The 20,719-nt window shown below is 36.3% G+C and carries 15 protein-coding genes and 1 tRNA gene; 9 read left to right on the top strand and 7 right to left on the bottom strand.

Annotated elements, in window-relative coordinates; genetic code table 11:
- Nucleotides 1-7 precede the first annotated feature (7 nt).
- Genes IPI65_13450 through IPI65_13465 form a run of 4 tightly spaced genes read right to left on the bottom strand, consistent with a single transcriptional unit; the run spans nucleotide 8 to nucleotide 5,946 of the window.
- On the bottom strand, nucleotides 8-2,206 hold the full coding sequence (locus IPI65_13450; GenBank protein MBK7442519.1) for a M48 family metalloprotease: 2,199 nt from the start codon (nucleotides 2,204-2,206) through the stop codon (nucleotides 8-10).
- A 29-nt stretch (nucleotides 2,207-2,235) separates the two neighbouring features.
- Nucleotides 2,236-3,081, bottom strand: a complete 846-nt coding sequence (locus tag IPI65_13455) for a hypothetical protein (protein MBK7442520.1) — start codon at nucleotides 3,079-3,081, stop codon at nucleotides 2,236-2,238.
- On the bottom strand, nucleotides 3,078-5,312 hold the full coding sequence (locus tag IPI65_13460; protein ID MBK7442521.1) for a M48 family metallopeptidase: 2,235 nt from the start codon (nucleotides 5,310-5,312) through the stop codon (nucleotides 3,078-3,080). Before IPI65_13460 ends, IPI65_13455 begins: the two co-directional genes overlap by 4 nt.
- A gap of 10 nt (nucleotides 5,313-5,322) precedes the next feature.
- Complete coding sequence (locus tag IPI65_13465; GenBank protein MBK7442522.1) at nucleotides 5,323-5,946, bottom strand: hypothetical protein; 624 nt, start codon at nucleotides 5,944-5,946, stop codon at nucleotides 5,323-5,325.
- A gap of 191 nt (nucleotides 5,947-6,137) precedes the next feature.
- Between IPI65_13465 and lon the strand changes: the two genes are divergently transcribed.
- The 4 genes from lon to IPI65_13485 all read left to right on the top strand — a co-directional run bounded on the left by lon (nucleotide 6,138) and on the right by IPI65_13485 (nucleotide 11,237).
- On the top strand, nucleotides 6,138-8,549 hold the full coding sequence (lon, locus tag IPI65_13470; protein MBK7442523.1) for an endopeptidase La: 2,412 nt from the start codon (nucleotides 6,138-6,140) through the stop codon (nucleotides 8,547-8,549).
- Between the two features lie 81 nt (nucleotides 8,550-8,630).
- The gene (gene porQ / locus IPI65_13475; GenBank protein ID MBK7442524.1) at nucleotides 8,631-9,665 is read left to right on the top strand and encodes a type IX secretion system protein PorQ; all 1,035 of its coding nucleotides are present in this window, start codon (nucleotides 8,631-8,633) and stop codon (nucleotides 9,663-9,665) included.
- Between the two features lie 89 nt (nucleotides 9,666-9,754).
- On the top strand, nucleotides 9,755-10,429 hold the full coding sequence (locus IPI65_13480) for a (d)CMP kinase (GenBank protein MBK7442525.1): 675 nt from the start codon (nucleotides 9,755-9,757) through the stop codon (nucleotides 10,427-10,429).
- Between the two features lie 322 nt (nucleotides 10,430-10,751).
- A complete protein-coding gene (locus IPI65_13485) occupies nucleotides 10,752-11,237 on the top strand; it encodes a hypothetical protein (GenBank protein ID MBK7442526.1) in 486 nt (161 codons plus the stop codon).
- Between the two features lie 40 nt (nucleotides 11,238-11,277).
- On the opposite strand, the gene IPI65_13490 is transcribed toward IPI65_13485, so the two are convergent.
- Nucleotides 11,278-12,018 carry an outer membrane beta-barrel protein gene (locus tag IPI65_13490; GenBank protein ID MBK7442527.1) on the bottom strand — a complete coding sequence of 247 codons (741 nt, stop codon included), beginning with the start codon at nucleotides 12,016-12,018 and terminating at the stop codon, nucleotides 11,278-11,280.
- 260 nt (nucleotides 12,019-12,278) lie between these two features.
- Between IPI65_13490 and rpsA the strand changes: the two genes are divergently transcribed.
- The 3 genes from rpsA (at nucleotide 12,279) to IPI65_13505 (ending at nucleotide 15,803) form a co-directional block, all read left to right on the top strand.
- Nucleotides 12,279-14,240 carry a 30S ribosomal protein S1 gene (gene rpsA, locus IPI65_13495; protein ID MBK7442528.1) on the top strand — a complete coding sequence of 654 codons (1,962 nt, stop codon included), beginning with the start codon at nucleotides 12,279-12,281 and terminating at the stop codon, nucleotides 14,238-14,240.
- Between the two features lie 456 nt (nucleotides 14,241-14,696).
- A complete protein-coding gene (locus IPI65_13500) occupies nucleotides 14,697-15,110 on the top strand; it encodes an EVE domain-containing protein (protein ID MBK7442529.1) in 414 nt (137 codons plus the stop codon).
- 393 nt (nucleotides 15,111-15,503) lie between these two features.
- Nucleotides 15,504-15,803, top strand: coding sequence for a hypothetical protein (locus IPI65_13505; protein MBK7442530.1), 300 nt, complete (start codon nucleotides 15,504-15,506; stop codon nucleotides 15,801-15,803).
- 13 nt (nucleotides 15,804-15,816) lie between these two features.
- Here the strand turns inward: IPI65_13505 and IPI65_13510 are convergent, their stop codons facing one another.
- Together IPI65_13510 and IPI65_13515 are read right to left on the bottom strand one after the other, a co-directional pair.
- Nucleotides 15,817-16,977 carry a HAMP domain-containing histidine kinase gene (locus tag IPI65_13510; protein MBK7442531.1) on the bottom strand — a complete coding sequence of 387 codons (1,161 nt, stop codon included), beginning with the start codon at nucleotides 16,975-16,977 and terminating at the stop codon, nucleotides 15,817-15,819.
- Nucleotides 16,978-17,058: 81 nt separating this feature from the next.
- The gene (locus IPI65_13515) at nucleotides 17,059-19,605 is read right to left on the bottom strand and encodes a hypothetical protein (protein ID MBK7442532.1); all 2,547 of its coding nucleotides are present in this window, start codon (nucleotides 19,603-19,605) and stop codon (nucleotides 17,059-17,061) included.
- A gap of 172 nt (nucleotides 19,606-19,777) precedes the next feature.
- Between IPI65_13515 and IPI65_13520 the strand changes: the two genes are divergently transcribed.
- Both IPI65_13520 and IPI65_13525 read left to right on the top strand, forming a co-directional pair.
- Nucleotides 19,778-19,852 (top strand) — tRNA-Val (locus tag IPI65_13520).
- Between the two features lie 233 nt (nucleotides 19,853-20,085).
- On the top strand, nucleotides 20,086-20,649 hold the full coding sequence (locus IPI65_13525; GenBank protein ID MBK7442533.1) for a DUF4339 domain-containing protein: 564 nt from the start codon (nucleotides 20,086-20,088) through the stop codon (nucleotides 20,647-20,649).
- The last annotated feature ends 70 nt before the right edge of the window (nucleotides 20,650-20,719 follow it).

Raw genomic sequence — 20,719 nt, forward strand, 5'->3', positions numbered from 1 at the left:
TACTTATTTACGGAGCGGCGGTAGCATTCATTAATTTCGAAAATTCGGAATTAATTTTTCTGCCATCCGGTGCAAAATCGCCGGCCATTTCCTGCATAAAAAACACATTATCTGTTTTCATATCGCCCGTAAATGCATAATAATAAGAATCATGCAGCGGTGTGGCCACATCGGCAATGGCAAAAGGTAAGTAGGGTATAAATACAATTCCCATCAGTATTTTAGTCCCAACTTTTTCATTTTCGGTAACTGTTGAATACATGCCAATTCGCATGATATTGCTGATGCCATAATTATCGGAAATGGCTGCTACTTCTGCAGCAGATGAACTGATAAGTGGCACCGACATGTCGAGATGAATTAATTTTTCATCCAACCATTGGTTGATTACGGTCAGTTTGTTAAATTTATCTACTTCAGTGGAATCGAGATCATAATAACTTAAATCCATTACAGTGATAGCATTGTCTTCTGCCTGTTCTTTTATTTCACTCCTGTAATCTGCTTTTGTCTGGTCCATTTCATATAAGTCGTAATGGAGATAACTTTTATTATTTGTGTAAGAATGTAAAGGGTCAAGTAATACGATATTATTTAAACCAAGATTGCGTAGGCGTACACCTTTTTTACCGGTGTTGTAGCTGAAATTAGTATCAACCATTAGCGGCGCATCAAATAAATCGGCAAAAATATTCTGGTCTTGCACATTAAAAAATGCATATCGCCAATAGTCTGCTTTAGCGGCATTTGTGCTGGCTGCCGGAAGTTTCTTCATGATTGATTCCTGACCGTTTCCTATTTCAAAACTTTCTGCACCTTCCTCAGTGTTGATTGTTTTTTTACGAACACTTTTTTGTGCAGAGAAAAAATCAGCTGCAGTTGTTGCATTGGTATTTTGCAATTCAAATGCGAGGTGATTACATATTTTTTTCAGTTCAACGTTATTAGTGTCCTGCTGAAGGGCGTCCCAAGAAAATTTTAATGCCAGTACATTAAAATCTTTGGTTTTCATTTTTGAAAATAGGTAATAAATCTGTTGCGACTCACCCTGCACTTTTGAATATGGTTCTATTGATTCAGGACTTTCATTTCGGTTTTTATACATGCTCATGCCATATAAGCTTTTTGCTTTTATGGTATTTAAATAAGTATTTGTACCATGTTCAGATTCCAGTAAAAAGGCTTGATATAATGCGTCAGGATAATCTGCATTTTGGAGGAATAAAATACAACCTTCATATCGGCACATTTGCTGAATACGGCGAAATGTATTTTCATCATGTATAAATAAACTTTTAACGATGGTGTCATTTTCTGTCAGTTTACTTAAAATACGGGCTCTTCTGCTTGTAACATCGGGGTGACTACTCGTTGGATCGTTTTCATCATCTGCTTTAATGGCTTTAATAGAATCTCTGAAATTAGTTTCAGGAATATGATAAAGCGAATCATTAAAATACGTTTTTGGAAAACTAATTTCCTGATAGGGGAGATAAGAGTATAATAAAATATCATATAACCCATCAATTGCAGCGTCATCATAATTGGTATTTTTGAAAAACTGCAAACCCTGGTCATCAGCTGCATATTCCTGTTCTTTAGAATATTTAAACTGTGCAATTGCTCTTTGGGTTTCTGTTAAATGAATGTGGTCACTACTGTAGGTGCGATAGAATATTTGCTCTTCAACTTTCTCTAAGGCATGTTGGCTATAATAATGGCTGAATTCATGGCATAAAACAAAAGCGAGTTGCGCTTCATTTTGAATTTTTGCCAAAAGTCCTGTGGTAACTAAAATTACACCATTATCTGCAGCAAAGGCATTTACATCATTCGACAATAGCGTGTAAATTCGAATATTACCTTTTAAGTCCGGATTGTGTTTTAAAATTTCATCTTTTACCTGATTCAGGTAATTTGTTACGGAATCACCGAATATAACATATCCACTATGCAATACTTTGTCCATAAACATGACAGATGAACTAAAGAAATTTCTTTTGCCAATTGCTTCGGCATAATCCTCAACATCTTTGGTATAATCTTCCAAAAAATAGGTTTGGCTGGGGGTTCTGGTAAAATCGGCAGGAATTGCACCTGCGGATTGCAGTGGGGTAAAATTGTAAACAGGAACAGTTTGTGCTGCAAGCAATCCTGTTAAACAAACCAGAATGATGAGGAGTTTTATTTTAAAAATATTTGCCATTTCTAAAATGTATATTTTTTTGACTATTGTTAAAAAACAAAATAACCCAAGCCGATATTTATGGTAAAACCTACGCCACCATAGGAGCGGACACGTATATCTTCCGCATATTCAGCGTAGCCGATTCCACCGTTTTTATCAGCTTCATACATCGCGTTAAAATAGGAACTTAAAGCCAGTGTTCCTTGCACCGACATGCTCACGATTAGTTTATCGAACCATACAGTTTCCTGCCCGTAAGCATATTTTAAATACATTTGTTTTACCTCAGTTTCTATGCCAACTTCTTCTACAGTTTCTTTCAGCAGCACAATATCGCCATAATTATACATGTATGAAAAGTCGTTTACATTTTCAGAATAAACACCATAATCGGTAACCACATAATCGCCGGTTTCCAATCGTCCTTTACCGGTAATTAATTCTAACTGATGAAAACGACCAATAGGTGCTATTGTTCCTCTGCTTGAATAACGATAAAACTTGAAATAAAATCCCCAATAATTATTTTTTATTTTTCCGTCCCCAAAATATGCATTGTACACCGGGTCGTAATCGTTATACACCGGCTCACCAAAAACAGCCATGATTGGGGTTTTTAATGAATTAAATTTATAATTGACTCCGGCAACTGTTTTTTTAGATAAAACATATTCCAACCCCACACAAGTGGTGAGGTGAACACCTAAATTCGGGAAATCTAATAAGTCGAGATGTTGGTCAGTATTGTAATTGATTTTGTATAAAGCCGGCGTCATATCCATTTCAGCATTTACACTAAAACGTTTTCCGGCATAACCGGGAACCTGAGCCTTAACGGACTGAATACCAATAACTGCAAACAGATATATGATTAAATACGAGGTTTTGTTCATTTCTTTTTCGATTTAATCTGCTGCAGAATAAAATAGATATTACTTTGTTTAACAGCATCTGAGTCGCGCAAGCGGTTGCTATTATAATATTGCATGATAAATTTACCGGTTTCCGCATCGGCTACTAATGCAAAATAAAATGTAGCTCTGTCGGGTGTTACCAAATCATAAATTAAAAATGGCGCTAATGGTAAATAGATACATAAAAATATTTTCGCACCTACATATGATTCCGGTTCTGTAAATGAAACAATACCCATCCAGGTAAAATTGGAAATATCATATTTTTGTGAAAGTGCCAAAAATTCATCGTTGGTTGATGTATTCATATAAACATCTTCATCCAAGTGACTGATTTTTTCATTTAACCATCTGTTTAATACGGATAAATCGTTAAATGCATCCACATCATCGGCACCCATGGAATGGTAGTCCAGATATTTAACCTTTAAATTTAAATCGTCGGCATTTTCTTTCACTTTTACACGAAGTTCTTCTTTTGCCGTTTCGGCAGCCTGATATTGAACAGGATTGTCTGAACGTTCATCTACCCTAAAATAAACGGGATCAACCATTACAATTTCGTTCAAACCAAGATGAAATTCATTTTCATCGTTGTCCGATTTCTTTTTTTTGCTCGTTTCTTCTTCCTCTTCTTCTTTTACAAAAAGCGCTGTAAAATTTTTATCGTCAAGAAATTCAGGAAACGCATATTTCCAGTAAGGTGCTTTCTCCTTATCTTCTTTTGTTGCGGTTGGTGATTTTTCCTTTTTTATTTTATCGTACTTCGTAGTTTTGATTGGCTCTGCTTCTTTGTTTTCGGTTGTGATTGAGGCAGTATCAACGGCAACTACTACTTCGGCTTTTAATTTTTCCACTTTTTTGGCATCAAAAAAATCATCGGTATTCAATGAATTTTGATTTACCATTTCATAACCAAGCTGGGTACATATTTTATTGAGTAACACATTTTCCGGCGATGCCAAATGCACTTCCCAGGCATATTTCAATGCAAGTGTATTCAACTCTTTGGCATTCATGCGGTAAAAAATATGAAATACCTGTTGCGATTCTCCTTCAACCTTTTTGTAATAACGATGCCAATCAGGTGTGGAGCCTGCATTTTTATACATCGATAAACCGTATAATGCCTGTGCAATTATTTCTTTTAGATAGATATTATCGGCATCATCTTGTTGTAATAAAAAAGCTTGATATAATGCATCTTCATAAGCAATATCGTACAAATACATTTCACATCCCTGGTAGCGACAAATTTTTTGTATGTAATTAAATTCTGCTTCGGTATTTATAAATGTTTGTCTGTCGGCATCATTAAATTTATCTATAACATTAATAATTGCAGATTTTCTTTTTTTAATATTCGGATGTGTACTTTCTTCATCATCATAATCCTCTTCAGCAGTTATTGATGCGAGTGTATCTAAAAAATAATTATCCGGCAAAACATATAAATCATCATTAAAATAATTTTTAGGGAAAGTAACTTCATCAAATGGTAAGTAGGAATATAACAGCACATCAAAAACGCCTTCAATTGCAGCAACACTATATTTTGTCTTTTTAAAATATTCCATTCCTTTTACATCTGCTTCCGTTTCCAGGTCTTTGGAATATCTGAATTTTTCCAAGTCTACTTCATCATTATCCAAACTTGCATAAACACCGATTCCGCGATCAATTTTCCGGTTTTCCACAAAATTGTCAATTGCGTGTTTTTCATAGTAGTGTACAAATTCATGGCATAAGATAAATGCTATCTGGGCCTCATTTTGAACCTGTGCAATTAAACCCGTTGTTACCAGAATAATTCCGTTATCAGCAGTAAAGGCATTTACATCATTCGATAATAAGGTATATATCCGAATCTCATCTGCCAGTTGTGGATTACTGCTCAAAATTTCATCTTTTATTTTGTTGAGATAATTCGTTACAGGGTCGCCAAACACTACGCGGCCACTGTGTAACATCTCGTCAATAATAAAATTCGACTCCAGTAAAAAATTCTGTTTATCCTGAATTTCTTTTTTATTACTGCCTTCTAATGTTGCAATATAATCAAAATATTTTTCTGATGATAATCGTGTAAAATCTTCAGGTATTTTGCCGGCAGATTGCAGGGTTTTGAAATGTAAAAAATCAATGTCCTGAGCTGAAACCTGCGTTTGTAGTAATACGCTTGTGATGATGAGGATTAAAAATATACGCATAATTTTTGTGCTATTGTGTTTTTTGATTATTAAGTGCTTTGAGCCCGATTTTAATGCCCGCATGAAAAAGTGGAACGGTTTGAATGGATTCAGTTTGAGTGCCTAAAGAAAACATATCTGAATGATAATTATATCCATAACTGTTAACAGTTGTATTTTTAAAACGCACCTGAATGCCGAAACCAACAAAACCGTTTATTTCAAAAACTTCTCTCGGTAAAATATTATATCCGATTTTCCACGACAAATTAACGGCTTGCATGCGCTCGGTAATATTAAACAACTTACCTTTTTCTGTTTCATCTTCAAAATCGAGACTGTCATAACCTAAAATGCGGTAACCCAATTCAATTTGATTATAATCGGTGCGCAACGGATTGGAACCTCGCGGAACAACCGATAACAGTGATGTTTTTATAAACGGCCCCGAGTAATAAAAAGTGCCACTCTTAAATATGTTTTCGTAAATACTACTCGTTATGGAGTTTTCAATATTGGCAGTATACCCAAGATTAATATCAGCAGCCCATTCATCGGCAAAACGATATTGAACACCGGCATTATACTCTCCAATCAAAAAATTAAACGGAATGAGATAGATGAATAGTTTTTTATAAAGGAGCGCTTCTATCATTGGTGTACAAATCTATCAAATTGTCAGTAAAGTGACGAGTTTTGGCAGTTTTTATTGATATTGACAGTCATTTTTAGCGGGGGCATGACAATTGAGTGCTAATTTTACCACAGGCATAATACGTGTATGCCATAACGTTACAAAAGGAAAAAATGAGAGAATTTGGATTTGACGATAACTTTTTGTCCTCGATGATGGAGGAAGATGTTGAGTTTTTGCCGTTATTATCACTTGAGGAAGACGATGATCAGACTAAAATCGACTACCCGGAAGTAATTGCAGTGATGCCTTTGCGCAACACCGTGTTGTTTCCCGGAGTTGTTCTGCCCATAACCGTAGGTCGCGAAAAATCTATAAAAGCTATTCAAACTGCTTTTAAGGGAAATAAACTGATTGGCGTTGTAGCGCAGCGCGATGGCAATATTGAAGATCCGGATACCAGTCAGCTGTATACCACCGGTGTAATTGCTAAAGTAATAAAGCAGATTAAAATGCCGGATGGCAGCACAACGGTGATTATTCAGGGTAAAAAACGATTTGCCGTTAATAAATTTACTGCTGAAAATCCTTACCTGCAGGCAAGTGTTACCTTATTGGAAGACAATACCAAAGGCGACAAAAAGGAATTTAATGCCATTGTTTCAGCAATTAAAGATCTTGCATCTAATATTGTTAAAATTTCACCCAATATTCCACAGGAAGCGAATGTGGTATTGAAAAATATCAACAGTCCGGTTTTTTTAATGCATTTTGTTTCTTCGAATTTGCAAATTGATGTTGCCGACAAACAAAAATTACTGGAAACCGACGACCTTTATTTGCGTGCGCAGCAAGTGCTTAATTTTTTGAATAATGAGTTACAAATGCTGGAACTCAAAAATAAAATTCAAAATAAAGTGCGCACCGATTTGGATAAACAACAACGTGAATATTTTTTGAATCAGCAATTGCGTACTATTCAGGAAGAACTCGGTGGCAGTGGTCAGGATGAAGATATTAAACGCTACAAGTTAAGAGCAACAGAAAAAAAATGGTCGAAAACGGTACAGGATGTTTTCACGAAAGAAATTGAAAAACTGCAACGCCTTAATCCAAATGCTGCTGAATTTGGTGTAATTACCAATTACATCGAAATGTTACTCGAATTACCATGGAATGAATATACCAAAGATAATTTCGATTTAAAACATGCAAAAACTGTTTTAGATGAGGATCATTTTGGTTTAGATAAAATTAAAGACCGCTTAATAGAATACCTTGCTGTATTAAAATTAAAAGGTGATTTAAAATCGCCGATTTTATGTCTGGTTGGCCCTCCGGGTGTTGGTAAAACTTCCCTCGGACAGTCCATTGCACGGGCTTTAGAGCGAAAATACGTGCGCATGAGTTTGGGTGGATTACATGATGAAAGTGAAATTCGCGGTCACCGTAAAACATATATTGGTGCAATGCCGGGACGTGTTGTGCAATCGATAAAACGTGTGAAATCATCGAACCCTGTTTTTATTTTAGATGAAATAGATAAAGTTGGTACCGATTTTCGCGGCGATCCTTCAAGTGCATTACTCGAAGTACTCGACCCGGAACAAAATGGTACTTTTTACGATAATTATTTAGAACTGGAATACGATTTATCGAAAGTATTATTTATTGCAACGGCAAATAATATTAATACCATACAACCTGCTTTACGCGACAGGATGGAAATTATTTATTTGAGTGGATATTCCACTGAAGAAAAAGTAGAAATCGGAAAACGCCATCTTGTTCCAAAACAAAAAAAGGAACATGGATTAAAATTGCGTGATGTAACATTAAATGACCCAATTTTAACACAGATCATCGAAAATTATACACGCGAAAGTGGCGTGCGTGATTTCGACCGCCAAATTGCATCCGTTATGCGCCGTATTGCAAAATATGTTGCTACAAACGAAAAATACAACAAGACATTAAAAGCTTCAGAAATAGAATCCGTTTTAGGACCTGCCAAATTTGATAAAGAAAGTATTTTTAATACCCAAGTTCCGGGTGTTGTTGTTGGACTTGCGTGGACGCCTGTTGGTGGAGATATTTTATTTATTGAAACTTCATTAAGCAAAGGCAAAGGCACATTACAATTAACAGGTAATTTGGGTGATGTAATGAAAGAATCTGCTTCAACAGCACTTACTTTCTTAAAATCGCATGCTGATTTACTGGATTTGTCGCCGGATATTTTTGAACAAACTGCCATTCACGTGCATGTGCCCGAAGGAGCCATTCCTAAAGATGGTCCAAGTGCCGGTATCACGATGTTAACCAGTCTGGCTTCAGCTTTCACCGGCCGAAAAGTGAAATCGTATCTGGCAATGACCGGTGAGATTACGCTACGCGGGAAGGTATTACCTGTTGGCGGCATCAAAGAAAAAGTGCTTGCTGCTAAACGGTCAGGGGTTAAGGACATTATTATGTGTATCAAAAACAAAAAGGATGTTGCTGAAATCAACCCTTTATTTATAAAAGGTATTCGCTTCCATTATGTTGAAGATATGATGGATGTGCTCAAACTGGCGCTTGAAAAACCGGTAGCAGTTAAAAAAGCTGCAAAATCGGCTAAATAAGCCTGTTTTGATTAATTTGAATTATTTTCGTCCCGCAAAATTTTTTGCGGGATTTTTCGTTAAGGAACCAACCTGATGCTGATGCGCTTTTTTTATTTTGTGTTGTTAACCTGCTCCTTATCCAATGTTTTCGGGCAGTTCGGAGGAAGTTATACTTATGCTTATCTCAATTTACCACCTTCGGCGCGTATCAGTGGCTTAAGCGGCCTAAACATTACCACTTTCGATCAGGATGTGAATTTCGGCTTCCAGAATCCGGCTTTGTTAAATGCTAAAATGGACGGACAATTGAGTGCGAGCCAGGCATTTTTGCCTTCAGGAATCAGTAACTCTTATGCTTCCTTCGGAAAACACCTTGATAAATGGAATGCGACACTGGGTGGAGGCATATTGTATCGCTCTTACGGCGTTTTTGCACTTACTGATGTAAATGGCGACAGAATTGGCAGTTTTAAAGCGAAAGAATATGCTGCTAATTTGGGTATTGGTTACGGAACGGGAAAACTGCGTTACGGTGCCAATATGAAATTATTATATAGTAACCTGGAATCATATAGTTCGTTTGGAATTGCTGCTGATTTAGGTGCAGTTTATATTGATACCAGCCATCTGCTCACCATGGGATTGGTATTCCGCAATATTGGTACAGAAATAAAACCATTTGTAAATAGTAATTACGAAGAATTGCCCTTTGAAATTGATTTTGGTATTTCAAAACGGTTGCGACATTTACCGTTGCAATTAAGTTTTACCTTGCATGATTTACAAACATTTGATATTAGATACGACGATCCAAATGCAGCACAGGCAGTAAATATTTTTGGTGCTGATTCTACTGCAGAAAATAAAAATTACACGGTTGATAAAATTGCACAACATCTCAATATTGCAGGTGAATTTTATTTTGGCAAAAGTGTAATGGCACGAATTGGTTACGACCATATGACCAGAAAAGAAATGTCGGTGGAAACACGTCGCGGACTTACCGGATTTTCGATGGGTTTCGGAATTAAAATCAACAAATACAGCATCGACTACGGTCATGAATTTTATTCACTCGCCGGAGGTAGTCATCATATTACAATTGCCGCGAATCTCAATCAGTTTTTTAAGTAGACATTTTGTATTTGATATAACATTCTATAATTTTTTTGGGTAGATGGTATTAGGAGTAATATTTACTTCAGAATGTTTAATTTAGCCCTGTGAAAAAAATATTGATTGCCATTGACGGGTATGCAGCATGCGGTAAAAGCACGCTTGCAAAGCAACTGGCAGCTCATTTACATTATTTGTTTTTAGATACCGGCGCCATGTACCGCGCAGTTACATTATATCTGCTGGAAAATAATATTAACTGGTTAGATGCTGCTGCTTTAGATGAAGCTTTAAATAATATTTCAATTGCATTTCAGCGCAACGAAGATGGTAAAATAATTACATTTTTAAATGGTGATGATGTAGAAGACGCTATTCGTTCGATGCAGGTTTCCAATAAGGTTAGTGAAGTTGCAGCCGTTAGTGCTATACGTAAATTTTTAGTGCAACAGCAACAGGAAATCGGTAAAGAAAAAGGTATTGTTATGGATGGAAGAGATATCGGAACAGTAGTATTTCCACACGCCGAATTAAAATTATTTGTCACTGCCGATATGGATACCCGTGTGCAACGAAGGTTATTGGAATTACAATCAAATGATATACCGGTAAGTGAACAAGATATCCGCGATAATTTAATTAAACGCGATAAAGAAGAAACAACAAGAACCGATAGTCCCTTAATGCAGGCGAAAGATGCCATTTTAATTGATAATACCAACCTGACACCCGAAGAACAATTTACCTTTGTATTAAAATTAGTTGAAGCAAAATTGAAATAAAATTATGTCGGAGATAGGAGTAATTTTTTTATTAATCATCAGAGTTTTAGCGGCTAATTATTGTACAAGTAGAGCCCGGTTATTAAATCGTAATGTTGTCGGTTGGGGGATATTTGGTTTTGTTTCACCGTTACTTGCCTGTTTATGGATTAAGGGATTACGAACAAAAACGAATCAGACTGCATATGATGATGCCAGTCGACCATTCGATCAAATGTAAGTTTTTTTCAGATAAAAGCTTTATATTCAATTAGATGTATATTTAAATAATATTAATATGTATCAATTTTCACTTTTCTACAGCTATTTTTATCTTTGATGTATGAAAATGCACACATTCATAGTTATGTTGCTCATTTTGAGCAGCGTAGGTAATCTTTCTGCACAACGTGTATCACGTCATACAACACCTTCAGGAAGTGTTTATCCGGATGTATCGATTACCAACCTGATTACCATGTTAAATATTAATCTGGTGGACTGGGAACGCAACATGAAATTAATTTCAGATGTGCGTGATGATTTTGGAGATTTAGGTATTCAGTATACCATCGAAAACAAAACAGGAACCGCTGATGGATATTGTTTTACTACCAAAAAGAAAACCGAATATGAATTAATTTATCAGTTGGGCACAAATAACACTTCCATTTTTACTGATTTTATGAAAGAGATAAAAAAGTATTATGTAAAAGATCAGGATGGATATCAGATTTATCAGTACAAACACGTAGATGATATCACTTATATTTTTGTTGTAAAACAGGATGGGGGAGAAGAGTATGTGCGTGTTTATATAAATCCGTGATAATTTGTTTTTTTAATTACAGATTAACGCGCATAGCTATTTAAAATAAATAACTCACACTTAGCGTATAATCGGTGTTTTTCATGCCTCCGAAGGATATTGAGCAAAAGTAATAGGGCGAAGGTTCTGCAAAAGAAAGATACCCACCAAAATTGGCATCTGCTTTTAGCACAATACTATTTTTGTAAGTAAACGAAATGCCGGTATTTATCTGACTGTTAAAGTGATTAACAGGGTAGCCTACGGTTAAAGGATTTTGACTTGTTGTATTTTGAAAATCGTATGCATCTACTTGGCTATCTGTGATGGAAGTTTCAATATAACTTCCATTTAAAATATAATTCTGATTATATCCAACAAAAAGATTAGTAGCGATATTTCCAATATGAAATTGAAATCCAAATGACAACGGAAGGGATATTTTTTGATATAATTGTTCAGTCGTATTTGTTGTAACATAATTAGCCATTTCATCATCAGATACGAACATTCTTCCGGTGCGTATCCATTCAAGTTTTTCACTCGTACTTAAGTACCGCAAACCAACATTAATATTAAAATGTTTTTTAATATCCAGTTGTGAAGTAAAACCAAAAAGTACTGATTTGCCAGGGATATATGAAGTAGTGGTAACGTCAAAAATGCGCGTTTCAGAAGTTGTTTGTTTTAACCCACAAAATGAAAATCCTACTTCAGGTCCCCAATTAAAATTGCTTTGTGCGTTTCCGATAACTGAAGTGCCAATCAAAAAAATAACGTAGAGGAGGAATTTGCGTTGCATAAGGTTTGTTTTGGGCCAATAAATATACAAAAAAACCAACATACTTGTGCAATCGGCACGACCTGTGAATAGTAGCATTCCAGTGAAAAATGGCCTCAAAATGCCTTCTACCCAATAAAAACGCCACTTTTCCTTTAAAAGCCTTATAAAATATCAAAAATCCCGTATCTTTGCCTCCCCTTTGCTCTGCCGTTGAATGACGGATTGCCGGGGCGGGTTCAAACCCGCAGTATTATTCACTTTTACTAAAAAACAAAACCTTGGATAACCAAGAAAATCTGGAGCCTGTAAACTCCGAAACTACAGAATCAACTGAAACAGTAGTTGAAACTGAAAAAAAAGCCCCTGTAACTGTTCTCGCTAAACATGATGATTTTGATTGGAACGTTGACAAACGCAACAAAATTACCTACTCTAAAGACGAGAGCGACAAGTTAGAACTTACCTACGAAGGCACGTTCAAAACATTAAACGACAACGAAATTATCAATGCTACAATTGTAGGGTTAACCGACACCGACGTGATTTTAAACGTGGGTTACAAAAGCGATGGTTTAGTTTCTAAAACTGAATTCCGCGATTTGGAAGACCTGAAAGTAGGCATGGAAGTGGAAGTGTACGTTGTAAGCAAAGAAGATGGCAAAGGTCAGCTGAATTTGAGCCGTAAGAGCGCAAAAATGATGAAGGCCTGGGAACACATTGTTGATGCTTATAAAAATGAAATTATCGTTACCGGAAATATCATCAGCAAAACCAAAGGTGGTCTTATTGTTGAAGTATTTGGTATTGAAACATTTTTACCGGGTTCTCAAATCGACGTTAAACCAATTACTGATTATGATGGTTACGTTGGTAAGAAAATGGAATTCAAAGTTGTTAAAATCAACGAAACCATTAAAAATGCCGTTGTATCGCATAAAGCACTTATTGAAAGCGATATCGAAACTCAACGTCAGGAAATTATCGGTAAATTGGAAAAAGGTCAGGTATTGGAAGGAACTATTAAAAACATTACAGACTTCGGTGCATTTATCGATTTAGGTGGTGTTGATGGTTTATTGTATATCACTGATATTTCATGGGGACGTATCAACCATCCGAACGAGGTGTTGAATATGAACCAGAAATTAAACGTGGTTGTACTTGATTTCGATGATAACAAAAAACGTATATCACTCGGTCTCAAACAACTTACACCACATCCTTGGGAAGTTCTTGATGCAGCTATCCAGGTTGGCAGCGTAGTTAAAGGTAAAATCGTAAATATTGAAGATTACGGTGCATTCCTCGAAATTATGCCTGGTGTTGAAGGTTTAATTCACGTATCAGAAATCACTTGGAGCAATCAGCCAATTAACAGCAAAGAATACTTTACTGTTAATCAGGAATTTGAAGCTAAAGTGGTTACACTTGATCGCGAAGAACGCAAAATGTCGTTATCGATTAAACAATTATCTGAAGATCCTTGGAAGAGCGCTAAAGATAAATATCCTATCAACAGCAAACATTCAGGTCTCGTTAAAAACATTACCAATTACGGTGTGTTTGTTGAGCTTGATGAAAACGTTGGTGGTATGGTTCACATTAGTGACTTAAGCTGGATCAAACGTTTAAATCACCCTTCAGAATTTGTGAAAATTGGTGAACGTTTAGATGTTGTTATTCTCGAAATTGATGAAGACAACAGAAAAATTTCATTAGGTCACAAACAAATTGAAGAAGATCCATGGGATACTTTCGAAAATGTATTCCCAATCGGTTCTATACATGAAGGTACCATCATCCGTAAAGATGAAAAAGGTGCAGTTGTTTCTTTACCTTATGGTTTAGAAGGTTATGCGCCTAACAAACATCTTGAAAAAGCTGATGGCACTACTGCACATGCAGAAGAAATGCTTTCATTTAAAGTAATCGAATTCGATCGCAACGATAAACGTATCCTTGTATCACATTCTAAATTTGTAAAAGATAATACAGATGAAGAAAAACGTGAACAAGTGAAAACTCGTCAGCGTGATGATAAAAAATCGAAAAGCCAGTTAACTAAAGTTCAGAAAAATGTTGAAAAAACAACATTAGGTGAACTCGACGTACTTTCTCAACTGAAAGAGCAAATGGAAAAAGATTCTAAAGGTTCTGCTAAAACTTCTAAAAAAGTTGAAGAAAAATCTGAAGACGTTTCTGATGCTACAGAAGAAACTGCGGAAGATAACGAAGCATAATTTTGTTTTGCTAAAAAAGCCTCACTTCGGTGGGGCTTTTTTTATGTACCAATGTACCGATGTACCAATGTACCAATTGAACAGCCGAATTTGAGCAAGCACTTAATTCCTAGCTCCGTTGGGGTCAATCAATATTGACCCGAGATGAAGTATAATAGAACTTCAGAATTTAGACCTGCATTTAATTCGGAGCTCCCGTTGGGGTCAATCAATATTGACCCGAGATGAAGTACAAAAAGAACTTCAGAATTAGAGTAAGATTTTAATTCGGAGCACCCCTTGGGGTAAAATATTACCAACAACGATTACCTAATTAATTTTCATTTTTCACCCTGCAAATGAATGCCAATTCATTCGCATCGCATCCCAGCGGCGCAGCCGCCCATTAGCTAATCTGCTAATTAGCTAATTTGCTAATTCCTCTTAAATTTGTGTGATAATCGTGAAACTATGGCAATTAATTATTGGCTGATAAAATCGGAACCGGAAACATTTTCTTGGGATGATTTAGTGAAATTGAAATCGGATGCATGGACGGGCGTTCGGAATTATGCGGCGAGAATTCATTTGCGAGCGATGCAAAAAGGCGATTTATGTTTTTTTTATCACAGCGGAAAAGTAAGTGCCGTTGTAGGCATCGCAAAAGTTACCAAAACCGCCTATCCCGACCCAACCGCTACTGAAGGTGAATGGGTTGCAGTTGATGTTGCTGCAGTTAAAAAATTAAAAAAAGAAATTTCATTAAAAGAAATAAAAAAAGACGCTGCTCTCGAAGATATGCCTTTAGTAAGAATTAGCAGATTGTCTGTTTCACCGGTTAATGAGTTTCAGTTTTTTAAAATTCTCGAAATGAGCGGGACTACTTTATAATGTGCTGATGTGCTAATGGAACAGCCGGATTTGAGTCGGCATTTCATTCGGAGCTCTCGTTGGGGTCAATCAATATTGACCCGAGACGAAGTAAAAATAGAACTTCATAATTATAGTAAGATTTTAATTCGGAGCTCTCGTTGGAGTCAATCAATATTGACCCGAGACGAAGTAAAAATAGAACTTCATAATTATAGTAAGATTTTAATTCGGAGCTTATATTTCAATTTTATAAACAGCCGAAACCACAGAGTCCTCAAAGAAACAGCCCGCAGAGTTCACGGAGAATTTTGAGTTGGGTTGGTAATTATTATTTTTTTATTGAACATTTTTTAAATAACAATTAAGAAAAAAAATCATCCACTCATCCACTCATCTTGTTTAAACAATTAATTGTTTAAACCTATAAATCCCTTAGCGCCCTTAGCGGGAAAAAATACAAGAAAAAAACATTTACAAGAAAAAACATATCCCAAACAACACATCCACCCAACAAAACCCTTAGCGCCCTTTGCCCTTCGCGCGCTTAGCGAGAAAAAAACAATAGCGAGAAAAAAACACCTGCAAGAAAACCACATATCACAAAAAAAACACATCCACCAAACAAACAACCTTAGCGCCCTTTGCCCTTCGCGCGCTTTGCGAGAAAAATACACAAGCGAGAAAAAACATTTGCGAGAAAAAAAACATTAGCGAGCAACACCGATTACGATTTTGGTAACATGATGCGAAAGGTAGTTCCCTTCCCTGGCGCGCTTTGTTTCACAAATATTTTCCCTTTATGATAACTCTCCGTAATCCGCTTTGCGAGCGTCAATCCCAATCCCCAGCCTCTTTTTTTCGTGCTGTAACCGGGTTCGAAAACTGTTTTTTGTTTGGAACGTGGAATTCCTTTTCCACTATCCGTCACATCAATCATCACAAACTTATCATCCTGCTCCACCTTAATAATAATATCCCCAATTCCATCAATCGCATCCAATGCATTCTTCAATAAATTTTCAATCACCCAATTAAATAAAATCACATTCATTTTTACCGGCATATCGGGTGCAGGATATTGAAAATCGAAAGTCACTTTTTTTGATGAGCGGCGTTTGATATAATCTATGGAATAATCCAATTCTGTAATCAGATTTTTTTCAGTTAAATCCGGCTGAGAACCCACTTTTGAAAAACGGTCTGCTATTAATTCTAATCGCTGGACATCTTTCCCCATTTCGACAACAATATTTTCTTTGCCTTCCATGGCTGGCGACTGCTCTAAATATTCCACCCACGCCACGAGCGATGAAATTGGTGTTCCTAACTGATGCGCAGTTTCTTTTGCCATACCAACCCAAACCCGGTTTTGTTCCGATTTACGTGCAGTATTAAACAGGGTATAGGCGACAATTAAAAATGCAGCAATAATTAATAATTGCACATAAGGATAATATAACAACTGCTGATATAATACAGAATGTTTGTAATATACATATTGATAAATACCCGAGCTGATTTCCAATTTAATTGGCTCAGCAAAATCTTTCATTTCTTCCAAACGGTGTTGGAGGTAACCGGTATCGGTAGCCACCTTTGCCGTATCTAAATTTAAATAGGCAACAATATTACCATCGTTATCGGTTGAAATAATTGGGACTGTTTTATTTGCTTGAATTAATTCCACAAAAAAACCATAATCTGTAATATCGGTAGCGGTTGCGATGTAGTGATATACATTGGCAATTTGCGTAACTTTTTGTCGTTCCTCAGCAGCAAGTTTGGTGGCTAAATTATCGGTATAAATGAGAGTAGCCGCAACAATAACCAATGCAGTAAGCACCAGCACAATTTTCCAACGGTATTTTCTTTCGTAAATATTCAAGCAGCTATTGGTTATAGGAGAACAAAAATGGTAAAAATTATGGAAAGCAGCGAATCAGGGGTTAACGGGGGTTAAATGGATTTACTGTTCCTCATCTTCAAACTCAATAAATTCAATTTCATCCTCCGATTTTGTTTCCTGTTTTTCCGGTTGCGTATTGGTTTTAAACATTTCCTCTTCAGGGTCTTTTTTAAAGATATCGATAAAACGTTGCTGCTCTAATCCACTATCTTGCAATTTTTGTTTGGCTTCTTTTTTATTGTATTTAATAATCGGATCATTAACAGTACCGGTCATGCTGATAAACACATTTACCCCACCTTCAGTATCCTCTTCGTAATTATCTTTTTGTTTATTTCCACCTAAAAATTTGCGGACCATCATATCGGCCAGACTGAGTTTAAACTGGTAATCAATTACATCATCAAAAGTATGTTTACCACTGATATACATATCGAGTGCTGAGGATTGAATTTGCATTACCGGTAAAGTTATTACACGGTCTTTAATTTCAATTTTATTTTCGAGAGTAGAAAATTTAATATGACGCAATTCACTTATTTTCACGAAACCGGACAATGATTCCAATGGTTTGTAATCAATTAATTCTCCGTTTTCAATTTTCATATCACAAAGGGTATAAATGGATTGTTCATCCAGCACAAAATTTTTATCCCAGCGAATATTCATTTCGTATAAATTAGCTGTAATGCGACCTTTAATATTTTTAGATGTTAAGGTGCTCTGATCAAAATTTTCAAACTGATCAAACATTTGTGCCACATCAATATTTTCGAGCACACCGCTGGTTTGCATAATGATATCTCCCGCAGGCAATTCGCGGAAGGTAACATCGATATTAAATTTGCCACTCATGGCATTTCCCTGTAAATCGTTTACCACAATAAAGCCCGGTGTTAATTTAATGGCAGCGGTGATATTATTAAAAGTTACTTTATCATAATTAAATACACCACAACTTAAATTTAAAACACCACTGAAATTATACGAAGAAGAAGCTTCAGTATTCGTAACAGCAACATCACTTTTAGCCGGCGCTGCTTTGGCCGTGGTTTCCTCTGTATCGAAAATAGCAATGAGTGTATTCAAATCAATTTTATCGGAGCGGATATCACCGTTTATATTTAATGCCGGTTTGTATTCCGCAGGAAAAACATTTTCAATCCAGTTATTAATGGTAAGATCAACTTTTAAATCGGAGCCTGCAAAATCGATGTTTAATCCGTTCAAATTAACTTCATTATTAATAACAGTCGCCTTACCGGTTGGGATGGAAATTTTATTATCGTTCACCACAAAACTGACATCATTAAATGTGATGGTGCCTGTCGGTTTATTTGTATTGAGCTGACTAGAAAGCGTTTTGATGTTCCCTTTAATATTGATATCATTTAAACCAATTGTCCCTTCCACATCAGATGCATTGCTCATTGCCAGTGGAATAATAAGTGAAGCAGGAAAACTGCCATCTAACAACAAATCGATATTCGGATTACTGAAATTTTTATAATTTAATGATAAGGTTACCGGTAAATTATTTTGTTCTGCTTCAAAATTTAGTATCGAAATATAAGATGAAGCAGCATTGTGTTTTTCGCCGTTGGAATATTTTCCGCTGAACTGCATATTACTCAGTTTACCACCAAATTTTTCATGTTCAATACTCGCACCGTTTACATCAAATGTGATGGTAATTTGAGGTGTTTTGGTGGAAGTATAATTGCCTTTAATGGTGGAAGCGAAATCAATTTTCCCGCGACTTTTATATTTGCTCAGGTTATTGGCGATGGAGCCGGGTAACAATAACATAAGGCCTTCCATACTAATTTTATCGCCGTTGATGGCGAGGTCATAATAATCCTCATCCTTTAAATTAATATTGCCATCAATCAGAAAAGTATTTTTATCGATGGTAATTTTTCCGGCTTCAAAAGCATAATTATCATCCGGAACATTTACGTTGATGCCGGTATTAATATGCGCTTCTTTATTTACAAGGTAAGCCGTTCCGCCAATTTTTATCCGTTTCGATAAAACATTGCCATCCAGTTCCATGAGGTAATTATCTGAAGAAAAATTGCCGGTAAAACCGCAGTCGTGGATCAGCATTTCCACATTTTGCTGATATTTATAATCCAGATACTGAAAATCCACGTTTTCGCAATCCACCTGCTGCAGGTTAATCGAAAAATCGGTTGCACTTTCACCGGTGCTGTCCTTCCAGAATTTATAGTTGATATTCCCTTTTTTGTCGGTAATGAGCTTACAGAACCCATTTTTCACCTTAATATGTTCGATATCGTAATTTCCCTTAAAAATGTCCCAAACGTTAAAAACCAGGCTAATTTCCTCTGCTTCGAGGAAATTCTTCTTGGACGCAGTAAAACTTTCACGGATACCCACGTTATTAAACACCACAGTGGCATCAGGAAAGTTTTTGAGCAGTCTCAGGTGTATATCGTCTTCGCTGAGGGTCACCTCCGTAGCGAGGCTCTTATTGAGTTCCTTTATAAAAAGGCCTTTAATCTGGTCCTCAAACAAAATCGGCACCAGCACAGCAGCCAGCAGCACCACCCCCACAGTAATGCCCAGCGAGATGAGACTCACGCGCAGTATTTTCCGCCATTTCGGCTTTGGTTGGGGGTTTTGGATGCTTTGGTTCTCTTCCACGTTCAAAGTTACAACTCAATGTAAACGTATCTTATTAAAAAAATATATAATTTCTGTGGACAAAATTTGCAAATTGGACACAGCGTTTTATCTTTGCACTCTCGTTTTTGGGAGCATAGCTCAGTTGGTTCAGAGCATCTGCCTTACAAGCAGAGGGTCCTTGGTTCGAATCCAAGTGTTCCCACTAGTTACACAAGGGTTTCAGCGATTTTAAAGCTGGAACCCTTTTTTTATTTGCAAACAATTTGCAAACATTTCGGCTAATCAGCTTGATGCGATAAGCCGTTTCTTATTGTGATATCAATAGTCTTTAAAAACCTAAAACGTGAAAATGTTGTGTTGATTATCAATTACTTATAATAAATTTGGTTTATTAAAGTAAGTTCGTAAATTCGTAAATAAATCAAACCGGACAACATGAAAAAATATTTTCTGCACAATGGAAAAGAACAGGAGGGCCCTTTTTCCCTAGAAGATTTAAAACAAAAAGGCGTCACCTACAAGACTATGGTGTGGTTTGACGGAATCCAAGCGTGGACCGAAGCTCAGTACATTCCCGAACTAAAAGAATTTGCGTCAAGCAGTCCGCCACCATTCACTAAATTAAATCCACTTAAAGAGACAATTGACAAAACAAAGAATGTTCTTAATAGGGACATAGTAAATGAAATTGAAAGTAAAATTCCCGACAAAAGCGGAAAAAAACTTTTCAAATGGGCTGTAATTATACTTGCTGTAATCGGAATAATTGTCATTGGTTCATATGTTATCAAACAGACACCTCTTGCAAGCAATAATGGAAGCCGATCAGCACTTGACTCCTTAGTTGTAATTAATCCGACAGGCTCGGCATATTTTAGCGGCCGTGACAACAAATGGTTACTTAAGGTTAGGGGTGAAGTGTTTAATAAATCTACTACTTGCACATACAAAGACTTTATTATTGAAATAGTTTTTATCGGAGACAAATACTCTTCTTGAAACTATGAATTATACAATTTTCACATCAGTCAAACCGCTTGACAAAGACTATATTTACACGGCATTAAAG

Source organism: Bacteroidota bacterium, from assembly GCA_016706255.1.
In the GTDB taxonomy this organism is placed as follows: Bacteria; Bacteroidota; Bacteroidia; order Chitinophagales; family BACL12; genus UBA7236.

What these genes read in the sequence shown, in the direction of transcription:
- porQ (MBK7442524.1), top strand. Translation starts at nt 8,631, where the DNA reads ATGCGCTTTTTTTATTTTGTGTTGTTAACCTGCTCCTTATCCAATGTT.
- IPI65_13450 (MBK7442519.1), bottom strand. Translation starts at nt 2,206, where the DNA reads ATGGCAAATATTTTTAAAATAAAACTCCTCATCATTCTGGTTTGTTTA.
- IPI65_13460 (MBK7442521.1), bottom strand. Translation starts at nt 5,312, where the DNA reads ATGCGTATATTTTTAATCCTCATCATCACAAGCGTATTACTACAAACG.
- lon (MBK7442523.1), top strand. Translation starts at nt 6,138, where the DNA reads ATGATGGAGGAAGATGTTGAGTTTTTGCCGTTATTATCACTTGAGGAA.
- IPI65_13485 (MBK7442526.1), top strand. Translation starts at nt 10,752, where the DNA reads ATGAAAATGCACACATTCATAGTTATGTTGCTCATTTTGAGCAGCGTA.
- IPI65_13490 (MBK7442527.1), bottom strand. Translation starts at nt 12,018, where the DNA reads ATGCAACGCAAATTCCTCCTCTACGTTATTTTTTTGATTGGCACTTCA.
- IPI65_13525 (MBK7442533.1), top strand. Translation starts at nt 20,086, where the DNA reads ATGAAAAAATATTTTCTGCACAATGGAAAAGAACAGGAGGGCCCTTTT.
- IPI65_13465 (MBK7442522.1), bottom strand. Translation starts at nt 5,946, where the DNA reads ATGATAGAAGCGCTCCTTTATAAAAAACTATTCATCTATCTCATTCCG.
- IPI65_13455 (MBK7442520.1), bottom strand. Translation starts at nt 3,081, where the DNA reads ATGAACAAAACCTCGTATTTAATCATATATCTGTTTGCAGTTATTGGT.